The sequence below is a fragment of the Cupriavidus sp. 05L310 genome (genome assembly GCF_056398185.1).
Map to the genome: position 1 here is coordinate 1 of NZ_JBFTOX010000107.1, position 14720 is coordinate 14720.

The window sequence follows — 14720 nt, forward strand, 5'->3', positions numbered from 1 at the left end:
GGCAAAAAGAGCGGCCGGGGGCCAAACTCACATCGCCTTAAGGCGATGCTCAGACATGGCCCCCTCTTTTCCGCTCTTTTTGCCTGCCGACGAGGCGCCCCATACGGCCTGGTACACCTTGACGGCTCGCTTCGCATCGCTTGGGGGGCTCGCTTCGCATCGCTCTTATTCTTTGCGCCGGTTGGCTCCCTCTCCCGCTTTGTTTCTCACGCTGGCGCGCTTTCCATCTCCCGCAGCCTGAACCGCTGTATCTTCCCCGTGGCTGTCTTCGGCAGCGCGTCCATGAACTCGATGATGCGAGGGTATTTGTATGGCGCCAGCCGTTCCTTGACGAAGGCTTTCAGCTCCGTCTCGCTCACCTGCGCGCCGGGTTTGAGCACCACGAAGGCTTTGGTCTTGGTGAGGCCCGCTTCGTCGGGGACGCCGATCACGGCGGCTTCGAGCACCGAGGGGTGCACCATCAGCGTGGCTTCCACTTCGAAGGGGGATACATAGATGCCGCTGACTTTGAGCATGTCGTCGCTGCGGCCAGCGTAGCTGTAGCTGCCGTCGGCGTTGCGTACGTATTTGTCGCCGCTCTTGGTCCAGCCGCCGCGGAAGGTCTCGCGCGATTTCTCGCGGTTGCCCCAGTACATCAGCGCCGCGCTCGGGCCCTGGATATAGAGGTCGCCGACGTCGCCGTCGGGCACCGGCCGGCCGTCTTCGTCGCGCAGTTCGACCACATAGCCGGGTACCGGCCAGCCGGTGGTGCCGTAGCGTACCTGTCCCGGACGGTTGGACAGGAAGATATGCAGCATTTCCGTCGAGCCGATGCCGTCGATGATCTCGCAGCCGAAGCGCGCGGTGAAACGCTCGCCAATGTCGGCCGGCAAGGCCTCGCCGGCGGATGAGCACAGGCGCAGCGAGACCTGTTCCCGCTGCGGCAGCCCGGGCGCGGCGAGCATGCCCGCGTAGCCGGTGGGCGCGCCGAAGAACACGGTCGGCTGGTTTTCCAGCCAGCGCTTGAAGGTGGCGTCCGGCGTCGGCCGTTCGGCCATCAGCACAACGGTAGCGCCCACGCTGAGCGGGAAGCTGAGGCCGTTGCCGAGCCCGTAGGCGAAGTAGAGCTTGGCCGCCGAGAAGCAGATATCGCTCTCGCACAATGAGAGGATGGGCTTCGCGTAAAGCTCGGCGGTCCAGTACGGATTGCCCTGGCTGTGCAGCACGCCTTTGGGACGCCCGGTGGAGCCCGACGAATAGAGCCAGAAGCCGGGATCGTCGGGGCCGGTACCAGCCGGCGCCGGTAGCGGCGCGTGGCCATCGATCAGCGCATCGAGCGCGATCATGCCGTGCGCAAGCGGCCCGGTGGGCCGGGAGACGATCACGCGCCCGATCTCATGGCCGCCCTGGGCGATGGCTTCCTGCAGCACGGGCAGCAGCGCGCCCGAAACCAGCACCGCCTGCGCGCGGCTGTGCTGCAGCATATAGGCGTAGTCATCGGCGGTGAGCAGGGTGTTGACCGCCACCGGCACGATGCCCGCGTATATCGCGCCGAGGAAGCACACCGGCCAGTCATTGCAATCGTGCATCAGCAACAGCACGCGCTCTTCGCGGTGGATGCCGCAAGCCTGCAGCGCGGCAGCGAGCCGGCGGATGCGGTCGGCCAGTTCGCCATAGCGCATGTGGCCATGGTCGTCGATATAGGCAACCTTGCCAGGCCGCTGCGCATTGCACGCGATCAGGTGCTGGGCGAAGTTGAACGGCGTCCCGGGCGGCTGGACCTGTGGTTCGGCTGTCATGCGTGTCTCCCCGTATCGGTGGTGTATTGATTTCGCCGGCGGCGCGCGCCTACAGGCGTTCCAGCACATGGGTGCCGGCCTGTACGGCGCTGCGCCGGTGATAGAAGTTCAGCGCGCGCAACCCGCCCAGCTCTTCGCCACCGCCGGCGCGGCCGGGGCCGCCATGCAGCGACTGCGGCATGACGTTGCCGTGGCCGGTGTGCAACTGGGCCACCTCGGGGGAGATCACGTGGACGCGTCCGTGGCTGTCGGCAAGTTCGACGGCGATGGCGGCCAGCGCTGCGGGATCGCTGCCATACAGCGACGCCACCAGCGATCCCTGGCCCCGGCGCACCAGGGCCAGCGCATGGGCGCCGTCGCGGTAGGGCAGCAGCGTGGCCACGGGGCCAAACACCTCGGTGTCGTGGACGCGACCGGCGGCGTCCGCATCGCGCGCGCCCAGCAGCGTGGGGCCGATGCAGCAGGCCACGGCCGGGTCGGCATCGACCAGCGCATGCGTGGCGCCGTCGTGCAGCACTTCGGTTTGCGCCTGCAGATAGCCGAGCCCTTCGCGCACGGACGCGAGTTGCGTCCGGCTGACCAGGGCGCCCATGCGCACCGACTCGTTGCGGGGATTCCCGACCGTGGTCTTGCGCAGGCGTGCCCCGATGGCTTCGGCGGCAGCGCCATACAAGGCCTCGGGCACGAAGATGCGGCGGATGGCCGTGCATTTCTGCCCGGACTTGACGGTCATTTCCCGCGCGGCTTCCTTGGCGAGCAGGTCCAGTGCTTCGCTGCCTGCGGCCTCGCCAGGCAGCAGCAGGGCCGAGTTGACGCTGTCGGCCTCGATATTGACGCGTACCGAGCGTTGCGTCACCGCGGCATGCGAGCGGATCAGCGCGGCAGTCTCGGCCGAGCCGGTGAAGGAGACGACGTCGAATGGCTGCAACTGGTCGAGCAGTCCGGCCGCGCTGCCGCACACCACGGAGAGCGCGCCGGGCGGCAACACGCCCGCCTCGACCACATCTTTCACCATGCGCTGGGTCAGCCACGCGGTGGCCGTCGCCGGCTTCACGATCACGGGCACGCCCGACAGCAGCGCCGGCGCGGCCTTCTCCCACAACCCCCAGCCTGGGAAATTGAAGGCATTGATGAAGAGCGCCACGCCGCGCGTGGGTGCCAGCACATGTTGCGACTGGAAGAGCGGATCCTTGCCGAGGCGCGCGGCATCGCCGTCGATCAGGTAGCGGCGGTCGCCCAGCGACTCGCCGAGCTTCGCATAGGTGCCGAGGGTAAAGATGCCGCCATCGATATCCACCGCGGAATCGTTGTGCACGGTGCCGCTGTTGGCGGTGGCGATCTCGTAATACGCATCTCGGTTGGCTTGCAGGATCTTCTGCGCGGCGGCCAGCATGGCGGCGCGCTCGCGATAGGTCATGGCGCGCAATGCGGCACCGCCTTGCTCCCGCGCAAAGGCAAAGCCCGCCGCGAGGTCGAGCCCGGTGGCATCGACGCGCACCAGGGCATCGCCGAGGACGGGGTCGGACAGCGTCGTACCGTTGCCGGAGCCGGCCTGCCAGCGGCCGCCAAGATAGTTGGAAAGCAATTCGGTCATGGGGCGGTTCTCAGCGGGTGAAGTCGATGCGGCCTTCGGGCAGCAGGTAAAGGACGAGCGCGCGCCCACGGGTGACGGTGGGCCGGTGCGCGCTGCCCGGCGGGCAGACCAGCCAGCCGGCGGGGCGGCCGTCGAACTCGGCGCCGGCATCGACCGGCACGATCAGGTCGATCTCGCCATTGGGATGGGTGTGATGCGGGCCGGCGATGTCCTGCATATCGACCACGTCGACCGAAAAGCCATGCAGGTCGGCGGCCGGCTTGAAGATGCGGCCATAGCGGATGCCGCCGCCCTCGCGGTCGCACAGCCAGCCCTCGGCCACGCCGGTCTCGCAGGCGTTCTTCAGTGCGCTATAGGTAGGGCTGCCGACGCCGTGTTCGGCATTGAGCCAGGCATCCAGGGAGGCATCGAGAGGGCGGCCGGCAATGCGGGCCGTGAGCCGCGCGATCTGCTCGCGGAATTCGGTGGGGGACATGAAAGACGCTCCGTTAGACTTAGCCAGGTTGCATACCCGCGTTTCATGCATTATTGTGCATGAGTGAAACATAGAGCCGTCACCAAACCATGTCAAGCACTATATTGCATGAAGCCGGGTTAACGCGGGATGCCCGCGATGCCAAAGACGACAGGGATGCCGATGCCGCGCACGGCAACGGCGCCAGCACCGAAGCCGGCTCCCATGAGAAAAATGCCTTTCTCGTCGTGCTGGGCGAGCGCGTGCGCGAGCTGCGCGCGCGGCGGGGTTTGACGCGCAAGGCCACGGCGCTGGCGGCCGGCGTCTCGGAGCGGCATCTCGCCAACCTGGAGTACGGCAGCGGCAACGCATCCATCCTGGTACTGCTGCAGATCGCCTCGGCGCTGCATTGCTCGCTGGCGGAGTTGCTGGGCGACGTGTCGACCTCTTCGCCGGAATGGCTGCTGATCAGGGAACTGCTCGAACACCGCGACGAAGGCACGCTGCGGCGCGTGCGCATCGCCGTGGGCGAGATGCTGGGCACCGGCGGCGGCAATGCCGCGCGCAGCCCGCGCGTGGCGCTGATCGGGCTGCGCGGCGCCGGCAAATCCACGCTTGGCGGCATGCTGGCCGAGGATCTTGGCTTCCCCTTTGTCGAGCTGAGCCGCGAAATTGAGAAGTTTGCCGGCTGCAGCATCTCGGAAATCCAGGGCCTCTATGGCATGAACGCCTACCGCCGCTACGAGCGGCGCGCCCTGGAGGAAGCCATCCAGATCTATCCGGAGGCAGTGATCGCCACGCCGGGCGGGCTGGTGTCGGACCCGGCGACCTTCAACCTGCTGCTGGCCCACTGCACCACGGTGTGGCTGCAGGCCAGCCCGGAAGATCACATGAACCGCGTGCGCGCCCAGGGGGACTTCCGCCCGATGGCGGCCAGCAAGGAGGCGATGGAAGACCTGCGGCACATCCTGGCTGGCCGCGCTGCCTTCTATTCCAAGGCGGATTTCACGGTCGACACCAGCGCGGAACCGCTCGAATCCACCTTCCTCGCGCTCCGGGAGCGCGTGCGTTACGCCTTGCAACTGCCCGTCTGAGCCTCTCCTCCGAAAGATGCACAATATTGCTTGACTGTTTTTCAGCACATGAACTATAGTTCTTTCACTGAATCACGACCCATGCACTATTGTGCTTCATCGCTGAGGAGACACTCATGACTACCGCCCCCCGCGTCGACTACCAGACCGACCCGTCCCAATACAAGCACCTCAAGCTGACGTTCGACGGTCCCGTTGCGACGCTGGCGGTGGACATTGACGAGAACGCTGGCCTGCGCCCCGGCTACAAGCTCAAGCTCAACAGCTACGATCTCGGCGTCGACATCGAACTCAACGATGCGGTCAACCGCATCCGCTTCGAGCATCCCGAGGTGCGTACCGTGGTGCTCACCAGCGGCAAGGACAAGGTGTTCTGCTCCGGCGCCAACATCTTCATGCTGGGCGTCAGCAGCCATGCCTGGAAGGTGAACTTCTGCAAGTTCACCAACGAAACGCGCAACGGGCTGGAGGATTCGTCGAAGCACAGCGGCCTGAAGTTCCTCGCCGCGGTCAACGGCGCCTGCGCGGGCGGCGGCTATGAACTGGCGCTGGCCTGCGACGAGATCATCCTCGTCGATGACCGCTCCTCCGCCGTGAGCCTGCCCGAAGTGCCGCTGCTGGGCGTGCTGCCCGGCACCGGCGGCCTGACCCGCGTGACTGACAAGCGCCACGTGCGCCACGACCTCGCCGATATCTTCTGCACCACCACCGAAGGCGTGCGCGGCCAACGCGCCAAGGACTGGCGCCTGGTGGACGACATCGCCAAGCCCGCCGTGTTCGCGCAGAAAGTGCAGGAACGCGCGCTGGCCCTGGCCGCGCAGAGCGACCGTCCGGCCGGTGCGAGCGGCGTGGCGCTGACGCCGGTTGCGCGCACGCTGGAAGACGATGCCTTGCGCTACACGCACGTCACCGTGGAGATCGACCGCGCCGGACGCAAGGCCAGCTTCACCGTCAAGGCGCCGTCGGGCCCGCAACCGCAAAGCGTCAGCGCCATCGCCGAAGCCGGCGCCGCCTGGTATCCGCTGCAACTGGCGCGCGAACTGGAAGACGCCATCCTGTCGATGCGCACCAACGAGCTCGACATCGGCACCTGGCTGATCAAGACCGAAGGCGATGCCGCCAACGTGCTGGCCATGGACGCCACGCTGCTTGCCAACAAGGATCACTGGCTGGTGCGCGAAACCATCGGTCTGCTGCGCCGTACCTTCTCGCGGCTGGATGTGTCATCGCGCAGCCTGTTCGCGCTGATCGAGCCGGGCTCCTGCTTTGCCGGCACGTTCCTCGAACTGGCGCTGGCTTGCGACCGCAGCTACCACCTGGCGCTGCCGGACGACGAAGCGCGCGCCCCGAAGATCACCGTGGCCGAGACCAATTTCGGCTTGTACCCGATGGTGACCGGTCAGAGCCGCCTGGGCCGCCGCTTCTACGACGAACAACCGGCGCTGGATGCGGTGCGCGCCAGGGCCGGCCAGCCGCTCGACGCCGACGCTGCGTTCGCGGTCGGCCTCGTCACCGCCAACCCGGACGATATCGACTGGACCGACGAAGTGCGCATTGCGCTGGAAGAGCGCGCGTCCATGTCCCCCGATGCGCTGACTGGCATGGAAGCCAACCTGCGCTTCAACGGCCAGGAGAACATGTTCACCCGCATCTTCGGGCGGCTTACCGCCTGGCAGAACTGGATCTTCCAGCGTCCCAACGCCGTCGGCGAGAAGGGCGCGCTCAAGGTCTACGGCAAGGGCGACAAGGCCGCGTTCGACTGGAATCGCGTCTGACGTTGTTCTTTAGTTAAAGCATCGTCGTGCGGCGCATGTCCGGGTGGGGCGCCGCACCTGAAATCGAACACGCGCCACCACATGCACAGCCAGCTTCGGAGACCATGATGTCCAGCATCAACTACAGCGACAAGATCCCCAACAACGTCAACCTCAGCGAAGACCGCACGCTGCAGCGCGCGCTCGAGCAATGGCAGCCCAATTACCTGAGCTGGTGGAACGACATGGGGCCGGATGGCTCGCAGAACTTCGACATCTACCTGCGCACCGCCATCAGCGTCGATCCGCAGGGCTGGGCGCACTTCGGCCATGTGAAGATGCCGGACTATCGCTGGGGCATTTTCCTGAACCCGGCCGAAGCCGACCGCAAGATCCATTTCGGCGACCACAAGGGCGAGGATGCCTGGCAGGACGTGCCCGGTGAATACCGCGCCAACCTGCGCCGCATCATCGTGACCCAGGGCGATACCGAACCCGCGTCGGTGGAGCAGCAGCGCCACCTCGGCCTGACCGCGCCGAGCATGTACGACCTGCGCAACCTGTTCCAGGTCAACGTGGAGGAAGGCCGCCACCTGTGGGCGATGGTCTACCTGCTGCACAAATACTTCGGCCGCGACGGCCGCGAAGAGGGCGAAGCGCTGCTGGAGCGCCGCAGCGGCCAGCAGGACAATCCGCGCATCCTGCAGGCGTTCAATGAAGAGACCCCGGACTGGCTGTCGTTCTTCATGTTCACCTACTTCACCGACCGCGACGGCAAGTTCCAGTTGTGCGCACTGGCCGAAAGCGCTTTCGATCCGCTCGCCCGCACCACCAAGTTCATGCTGACCGAGGAAGCGCATCACATGTTCGTCGGCGAGAGCGGCATCTCGCGCGTGATCCAGCGCACTTGCCAGGTGATGAACGAACTGAAGACCGACGATCCCGCCAGGCTGCGCGCCGCCGGCGTGATCGACCTGCCCACCATCCAGCGCTACCTGAACTTCCACTACAGCGTGACCATCGACCTGTTCGGCGCGGATGAGTCAAGCAACGCCGCCACCTTCTACAGCACCGGCCTCAAGGGCCGCTACGAGGAAGGCAAGCGCACCGACGATCACGTGCTCAAGGGCCAGACCTACAAGGTCCTGCAGGCGGTGGGCGGCCAGCTTGTCGAGAAGGAAGTGCCGATGCTCAACGCGCTCAACGAGGTATTGCGCGACGACTACATCAAGGATAGCGTTGCCGGTGTGGAGCGCTGGAACCGGGTCATCGACAAGGCCGGCATCCCGTTCCGCCTGAAGGTGCCGCACAAGGCGTTCCACCGCAATATCGGCGCGCTTTCCGGCGTGAAGATCGCGCCGGAAGGCCGGGTGATCTCGGACGCCGAATGGAAGGCGAACGTCGACCAATGGCTGCCGAGCGAGACCGACCGCGCCTTCGTGGCCAGCCTGATGGGCCGCGTGGTCGAGCCGGGCAAGTTCGCCGGCTGGATCGCGCCGCCGGTGATGGGCATCAACCGCCAGCCGGTGGATTTCGAGTACGTGCGCTTCAACTGAGCGGCACAAGAGAAAAGAGACAAGCGACAAGCGACAAGCGACAAGCGACAAGGGCGGGGGACTGCTGGACCCCACGCCCGAAGGCCCCGGCCACAGGGGCCGCTTCACCCCCGGAGATTGCCATGGACATGTCCGACATCCAGGTCATCAGGCAGCACCTGATCGACCCCGAGATCTGCATTCGCTGCAATACCTGCGAGGCTACCTGCCCGGTCTCGGCCATCACCCACGATTCCCGCAACTACGTGGTCGATGCCGACAAGTGCAACTCCTGCATGGCCTGCATCTCGCCGTGCCCGACCGGATCGATCGACAACTGGCGCACCATGCCGCGCGTCAAGGCCTACAGCATCACGGAGCAACTTGGCTGGGAGACGCTGCCTGACGAGATGTCAGCCGAGCAACTGGCTGCCGAAGGCGTGGCGGCGGATGCCGAGCCGGTCCTTGAATCCGCGGCGGTGACGCTGCCTGCCGCCGTCACCGGCGACGACGTATTCAACAGCGCGCAGTCTGGCGCCACCGTGCCGCCGTGGTCGGCCGCGCACGCCTATACCAATCTCTACGGCGCCAAGGCCGCGTCCCGCTCGATCACCGCTACCGTCACCGGCAATGCACGCGTGACCGAAGTCGGCCGCGAGTACGATACGCACCACATTGTGCTGGACTTCGGCACTTCGCCTTTCCCGGTGCTGGAAGGCCAGTCGATCGGCATCGTGCCGCCTGGTGTGGATGCCAGCGGCCGGCCGCACCATGCGCGGCAGTATTCGCTTGCCAGTCCGCGCAATGGCGAGCGCCCGGGATATAACAATATCTCGCTGACCATCAAGCGGGTGCTGGAGGACCACCAGGGCAATCCGGTGCGCGGGGTGGCGTCAAACTATATGTGCGATCTGAAGGTGGGGGACAAGGTGGAGGTGATCGGGCCGTTTGGCGCGAGCTTCCTGATGCCGAATCATCCGCGCTCGAATATCGTGATGATTTGCACGGGTACCGGCAGCGCGCCTATGCGGGCCATGACCGAATGGCGCAGGCGGTTGCGCAAGTCCGGGAAGTTCGAGGGGGGCAAGCTGATGCTGTTTTTCGGTGCGCGCACGCAGGAGGAGTTGCCGTACTTCGGACCGCTGCAGAGCCTGCCCAAGGACTTCATCGACACCAACTTCGCCTTCTCGCGTACACCGGGTCAACCCAAGCGCTATGTGCAGGACGTGATGCGCGAACGCGCCGCCGACCTGGGGCCCTTGCTTGCTGATCCGAACACCTGCTTTTATGTTTGCGGGCTGAAGAGCATGGAGGAGGGGGTTGTGCTGGCGTTGAAGGATGTGGCGGAACAGGCGGGGTTGTCGTGGGACACCGTCGGCGCCGCGTTGAAGAAGGATGGGCGGTTGCATCTGGAGACGTATTGATCTATTAAGGGTGGGCGCCCGCCGGGAACGACGCGCCACACCCGGACCATGCCTGTTGCTCAAAACCCATAACTAAGCGACGCAATCACGCGGTTCTCCTGATGCACCCCGGATCCTGCCCGCGGGTCAGACGGCCTGGCGCTTGCGCCAGGCCTCATACAGGTCCTCGCCTTCATCGCGAACTGGGATGCACTCCAGCGCCATTTCCCGCTCCGCCACCGGCTTTGCCAGTTCAATGTAGCCGCGCTCGGCCGACAGGTCGTACGGCGCGCCGGCTTCATTGGAGTAGGCGTAGTAGACCTTGCCGACGCCCGCCAGGTACATCGCGGTCAGGCACATCGGGCAGGGATAGCCGCTGGCGTACACCGTGCAGCCGGTGAGATCCGGCTTGCCCAGCGCGGCGCCGGCCGCGCGCACGGCCTGCATCTCGGCGTGGGCGGTCGGGTCGCAGGTGGCATCCACTTCGTTGACCGCCTTTGCAATGACCTCGCCGTTCCTGACCACCACCGCGCCGAAGGGCCAGGTGTTGCGCTCCCGGACATTGCCCATGGCCAGGCGGATCGATTCGATGAGGTGTTGTTCTGCTTGTGTCATGCGTGGACTCCGGGGAAAGATTTCAGGTTGTTTCAACTGCCGCGGTAGGTGGAAAAGCACCACGGCGAGCACAGCAGTGGCACGTGGTAGTGCTGCTTGGGGTCGGCTACCGAGAACCGCACCGGGATCACGTCGGCAAAGGCGCTGGCCGCCTTGAAATGCGCGCCGACCTGGAAGCGCAGCTCAAACTCGCCGGCGCGCGCCTGCGGCGCCGGCAGCATGGGCGCGTCCGTGCGCCCGTCGGCGTTGCTGCGCGTGCTGTTGAGCAGCGTGGGCGGCGACGTGCCCAGGTCGAAGAGGTCGATCTGCATGCCCGCGATGGGCCGGCCGCTGGCGAGATCGAGTACGTGTGTGCTGATGCCTGCCATCTGCTTGCTCCGTAGTTGAGAGAGTCAGTGAGAGTGTTCGTGCCGTTGTCCCGGGCCGTTGTCTTCAGCTGCCGCGGTAGTAGGTATAGCTCCACGGCCCGAACTGCACCGGCAGGTGGATGCGCTCGCGCGTATCCGCGACCTGGAAGCGGATCGGTACCTTGGACAGGAAACCCGGCCGCGGCAGCTTCGCCTGGCGCATTGCAAAGTAGTCGTCCACGTGCAGCAGGAGTTCGTAGCTGCCGGCGCGGTAGCTGTCGTCGATCAGCAGGGGCTCGTCCACGCGGCCGTTTGCGTTGATCGTCAGCGAGCGCAGCAGCGTGGGCTTGCCGTCCTTCAGCACGGAGAAGTCCACGCGCAAGCCGGTGGCGGGCACGCCATGGTAAGTGTCGAGCGTATGGATGGTCAGCCGCGGGCTCACGCCATGCAGCACGATCGGGCCTGCGTCCTGCGCCGGGGCCGGCGTGCCCGCGGGTGCCTGCGGCGTTGCCGCCAGGCCGCTTGCAGCCAGCAGCATGCCGCTGCCGAACAAGGCGCTGCCGATGGCGAACTGCCTGCGGGGCTGATCGACGTGTTCGGCAAGCGCGTTGGAATCGATGCGATGGTCTTTCATCTCAGGCCTCCTGGGTCTTCCTGGACTTCATGGTGTTGACGGTGGCTGCGATCCCGATGAGCACAAGGATGGCTGCCAGCAGTTCGATGGCGGCCACCAGGTAAAGCCCCGGTGCAATGCGTCCCGTGGCGTTCTTCACCAGGCCCATCAGGTAGGGCGCGCCGAAGCCCGCGAGATTGGACACCGAGTTGATCAGCGCCACGCCCACCGCCGCCGCGCCACCGGCCAGGAAGCGGTTGGGCAGTTGCCAGAACACGGGGATGGCGCTCATGGTCCCGGCCAGCGCGATGGTCATGGCCAGCAGCGCAAAGACCGGCGAAAGGCTGCCAAAGTCCATCAACAGCGCCAGCGTGCCCATGGCCAGGGCGCCGCAGATGGCGGGTGCGCTGAAGTGCCACCGCACCTCCTTCCTGCGGTCCGAATGCGCGCCGTTGGCGATCATGCCAACGGCGCCGCACAGGTAGGCCAGCGCGGCGATCCAGCCGATGGCGACCGGTGTCGTAAAGCCCACGTCCTTGATGATGGTGGGAATCCAGAACGTCAGGGTCGAGTTCGCGCACAGCAGGCAGAAGAAGATGGCGATCAGCAGCCAGACCTTGGGATTGCGGAACAGCGTGCGCCAGTCGGTGCCGCGCTCGCCCAGCGCCAGGTTGTCGCGCTCCAGCCCTTCGCGGATCACGCGCTTTTCTTCCGTGTTGAGCCAGCCGGCCTGCTCCGGCCTGTCAGTCATGTAGAAAAAGGCCACCACGCCGGCCAGCACCGAGGGAATGCCTTCGAGCACGAACAGCCATTGCCATCCATGCATGCCGTTGACCCCGGCCATCGACGTCATGATCCAGCCCGCGATCGGGCCGCCCAGCACGCCGGCGATCGCCGATGCCGACATGAAGGTGCCGAATGCCCGCGCGCGGCGCTCACTCGGATACCAGTAAGTGAGATAGAGGATCACGCCCGGATAGAAGCCTGCCTCGAAGGCGCCGAGCAGGAAGCGCAGCACATAGAACTGCGTGGGCGTGGTGACCAGCGACTGCAGCATGCAGATCACGCCCCAGCCGATGGTGATGCGCATCACGGTCTTCTTCGCGCCGATCTTTTGCAGCAGCATGTTCGACGGCACTTCGAACAGGAAGTAGCCCAGGAAGAAAATCCCCGCGCCCAAGCCGTAGACCGCCTCGCTGAAGCGCAGGGCATCCAGCATCTGCAGCTTGGCGAAGCCGATGTTGACGCGATCGAGCCAGGCGAGAATCCACAGCACGCCGAGAAACGGCAGCAGCCGCCATGAAACCTTGCGATAGACGCTGTCCTCCGTGCCGGCCGCGCTGGCGGTGTAAAGAGGGGCGATCTGCTCTGTTGCAGACATGGTGTCTCCTTGGTTGAGTCCCGTACATGCGGGCTGCATTTGCTTTGATGCAGAGTACATGAGCGCGCCGCGCAAAGTTAACCGGGGGCCTGCTATAGAGCGCATATCAGAGTTGATATCCGTGGCGGACCGGTGTCGCATCCGTGTCGGTAACCGGGGCGTATGAGACGCCTGAGGCGCAGGCAAGTGTCCGGGTTCGACCGAATCGCGCCTGGCGGCGCATCGATGGTAGAAGGAGGGAGCGGCGAAGCGCGCCGCGTCAGCCCGGTTTTGTCGGCGGACAATCGTGTGCGGCGCCAGTTGTCGGGCGATCCGGGCCGCCGGGCATGTCCCGAACAAGGAGTGTTGGAGTGATCCGAGCAGACGACCCGTTCGACACCTATCTGCTGCGTGTGTTGTGCACGCTGATCGCGGAACAAAGCGTATCGCGCACGGCGATCCGCCTCAACCAGTCCCAGCCCGCCATCAGCGCGGCGCTCAAACGGCTGCGCGAAATCTTCGGCGACCCGCTGCTGAACCGGGAAAAGAACGTGATGGTGCCGACCGAGCGCGCGGTGCAACTGGCCCGCAGCGCCCAGGCCGCGCTGGTCGCGCTGGACAAGCTGCTGGTCGACGAGGAAGCCTTCGATCCCGCCACCACGGAACAGAACTTCACGGTGGCGATGCCGGACTACCTGGCTCCGACCTTCTTCGCGCACGTGGTGAAGGCGTTCAGGGCATCGGCGCCGCGGGCCAGGCTGGTGACGCAGGCGCTCGGGCCGCAATATGACTATGAACAGGCCCTGGCGGAAGGTACCGTGGATATCGTGATCGGCAACTGGCCCAGCCCGCCCGAGCACCTGCATCTGTCGGTGCTGCTCGAAGACGAAGTCGTCTGCGTGCTCGCCGACGACAATCCGCTGGCGAAAGCGGGCAAGATGACGGCCGAAGCCTATCTGCAGGCGCCGCACATCGTGCCGATGCCATATTCGCGCGGCCAGCGCGGCGTGGTGGAGACCGGCCTGGGCACGCTGCGGCTGCACCGCGACCGCAAGGTCAGTTGCCCGTATTTCAGCCTGGCGCCCAACCTGATCCCGGGCACGGACCTGATCCTGACCACCGCGCGGCATTTCGCCAACTACTACGCGGCGAGCCTGCCGCTCGCCATCGTCGGCTCCCCGATCTCGTTCCCGTTCATGCGGTTCTACCAGTTGTGGCACCCGTCGCGCCATCGCTCTGCCTCGCACGTGTGGCTGCGTGGCTTGCTGACCGATGCCTCCGAGGAACTCCGGCGCCTGCGCGACATGCCCAGGCAGGCCTAGCGGCGCGGCCCCATCCGGAATTGCTATACGTGTTATAGGAGCCAGCCCCTCCTGCCCGGACCGCCTTCGTCCCTATACTCGGCGCATCGATTCATCTCACCCCCGAACCGGACGACGACATCCCATGCAAGCGAACCACGACCTCCACGCCATCAATGCCATGGACAAAGCCACGTTCACGCGTGCCCTGGGCGACGTGTTCGAACATTCTCCCGAAGTGGCCGAAGCGGCCTGGGAGGCGCGCCCCTTCCCCACGGTTGCCGCGCTGCACGACGCGATGATGGCCGCGATCCGCCGCCGCGACGAGGCGGCCCAGACCGCTTTCCTGTGCCGCCATCCGCCGCTCTCGGCGCGTGCCATCCGCGCCGGCGCGCTGACCGAGGCGTCGAGCGCCGAGCAAAAGAGCGCGGGGCTGGATGGGCTGGCGGAAAGCGAGGAAGCGCAACTGCAGTCGATGAACCAGGCTTATCAGGTGCGGCATGGCTTTCCCTTCATCATCTGCGTGCGGCATTACACGCGGGACGGAATCTTCTTCGAACTGGAGAAGCGCACCGGCCGCAGCACCGCGCGCGAGCTGGAGGAAGCCCTGGACCATGTGCAGGCCATTACCCGCGGGAGGCTGCAGCGCTGCATCGGGTTTGCGGCGGGTCACCCTGTGCAGGGAAAATGAGAAAAGGCGGCCCCGCCGGGCCGCCTTTCTTATTTGCCTGCTACCGGGCGATCTCAGAACTGCGCTTCGCTCAACGCATTGACCGGCACCGCGCCTGCCACGACGGCATCGCGCAAGGCCGACGCCTGCGACAGGATGTGCTCCGCGAAGAAATGCGCGGTCGCGATCTTGGCATCGCTGA

14 protein-coding genes are annotated in these 14720 nt (G+C 65.8%); 6 read left to right on the forward strand and 8 right to left on the reverse strand.

The genetic code is table 11. From position 1 onward, the window contains the following. Positions 1–206: 206 nt before the first annotated feature. From AC1DS6_RS41165 to AC1DS6_RS41175, 3 genes are read right to left on the reverse strand one after another with little or no spacing between them, the layout of a single operon-like run. Positions 207–1778 (reverse strand): benzoate-CoA ligase family protein, encoded by a 1572-nt coding sequence (locus tag AC1DS6_RS41165; protein ID WP_477104664.1) that lies wholly within the window; start codon positions 1776–1778, stop codon positions 207–209. A gap of 49 nt (positions 1779–1827) precedes the next feature. Then, positions 1828–3372, reverse strand: coding sequence for a 3,4-dehydroadipyl-CoA semialdehyde dehydrogenase (locus AC1DS6_RS41170; protein ID WP_441636438.1), 1545 nt, complete (start codon positions 3370–3372; stop codon positions 1828–1830). Positions 3373–3382: 10 nt separating this feature from the next. Next, a complete protein-coding gene (locus tag AC1DS6_RS41175; protein ID WP_441636436.1) occupies positions 3383–3847 on the reverse strand; it encodes a DUF4863 family protein in 465 nt (154 codons plus the stop codon). An 89-nt stretch (positions 3848–3936) separates the two neighbouring features. On the opposite strand from AC1DS6_RS41175, the gene AC1DS6_RS41180 reads away from it, so the two are divergent. The 4 genes from AC1DS6_RS41180 to boxA all read left to right on the forward strand — a co-directional run bounded on the left by AC1DS6_RS41180 (position 3937) and on the right by boxA (position 9633). Then, positions 3937–4920: a helix-turn-helix transcriptional regulator gene (locus AC1DS6_RS41180; protein ID WP_477104665.1), complete on the forward strand. Its 984-nt coding sequence runs from the start codon at positions 3937–3939 to the stop codon at positions 4918–4920. 116 nt (positions 4921–5036) lie between these two features. Continuing rightward, positions 5037–6695, forward strand: coding sequence for a 2,3-epoxybenzoyl-CoA dihydrolase (boxC, locus tag AC1DS6_RS41185; RefSeq protein ID WP_441636432.1), 1659 nt, complete (start codon positions 5037–5039; stop codon positions 6693–6695). A 107-nt stretch (positions 6696–6802) separates the two neighbouring features. Next, positions 6803–8230: a benzoyl-CoA 2,3-epoxidase subunit BoxB gene (boxB, locus tag AC1DS6_RS41190; protein WP_441636442.1), complete on the forward strand. Its 1428-nt coding sequence runs from the start codon at positions 6803–6805 to the stop codon at positions 8228–8230. A gap of 122 nt (positions 8231–8352) precedes the next feature. Then, positions 8353–9633 (forward strand): benzoyl-CoA 2,3-epoxidase subunit BoxA, encoded by a 1281-nt coding sequence (gene boxA, locus AC1DS6_RS41195; RefSeq protein WP_441636430.1) that lies wholly within the window; start codon positions 8353–8355, stop codon positions 9631–9633. Between the two features lie 126 nt (positions 9634–9759). On the opposite strand, the gene AC1DS6_RS41200 is transcribed toward boxA, so the two are convergent. From AC1DS6_RS41200 to AC1DS6_RS41215, 4 genes are all read right to left on the reverse strand, one after another. Further along, positions 9760–10227: a nucleoside deaminase gene (locus AC1DS6_RS41200; protein ID WP_428180644.1), complete on the reverse strand. Its 468-nt coding sequence runs from the start codon at positions 10225–10227 to the stop codon at positions 9760–9762. 32 nt (positions 10228–10259) lie between these two features. Continuing rightward, positions 10260–10595, reverse strand: a complete 336-nt coding sequence (gene uraH / locus AC1DS6_RS41205) for a hydroxyisourate hydrolase (RefSeq protein ID WP_441636426.1) — start codon at positions 10593–10595, stop codon at positions 10260–10262. A 64-nt stretch (positions 10596–10659) separates the two neighbouring features. Beyond that, positions 10660–11208, reverse strand: a complete 549-nt coding sequence (uraH, locus tag AC1DS6_RS41210) for a hydroxyisourate hydrolase (protein ID WP_441636424.1) — start codon at positions 11206–11208, stop codon at positions 10660–10662. A gap of 1 nt (position 11209) precedes the next feature. Then, positions 11210–12568, reverse strand: a complete 1359-nt coding sequence (locus tag AC1DS6_RS41215; RefSeq protein WP_441636422.1) for an MFS transporter — start codon at positions 12566–12568, stop codon at positions 11210–11212. A gap of 350 nt (positions 12569–12918) precedes the next feature. Between AC1DS6_RS41215 and AC1DS6_RS41220 the strand changes: the two genes are divergently transcribed. Together AC1DS6_RS41220 and uraD are read left to right on the forward strand one after the other, a co-directional pair. Beyond that, positions 12919–13869 (forward strand): LysR family transcriptional regulator, encoded by a 951-nt coding sequence (locus AC1DS6_RS41220; protein ID WP_441636420.1) that lies wholly within the window; start codon positions 12919–12921, stop codon positions 13867–13869. 124 nt (positions 13870–13993) lie between these two features. Next, positions 13994–14539 (forward strand): 2-oxo-4-hydroxy-4-carboxy-5-ureidoimidazoline decarboxylase, encoded by a 546-nt coding sequence (uraD, locus tag AC1DS6_RS41225; RefSeq protein ID WP_441636418.1) that lies wholly within the window; start codon positions 13994–13996, stop codon positions 14537–14539. Between the two features lie 53 nt (positions 14540–14592). Here uraD and AC1DS6_RS41230 read toward each other — a convergent pair. Beyond that, the coding region (locus AC1DS6_RS41230) for an acyl-CoA dehydrogenase C-terminal domain-containing protein (protein ID WP_441634434.1) at positions 14593–14720 on the reverse strand (128 nt) is incomplete at its 5' end.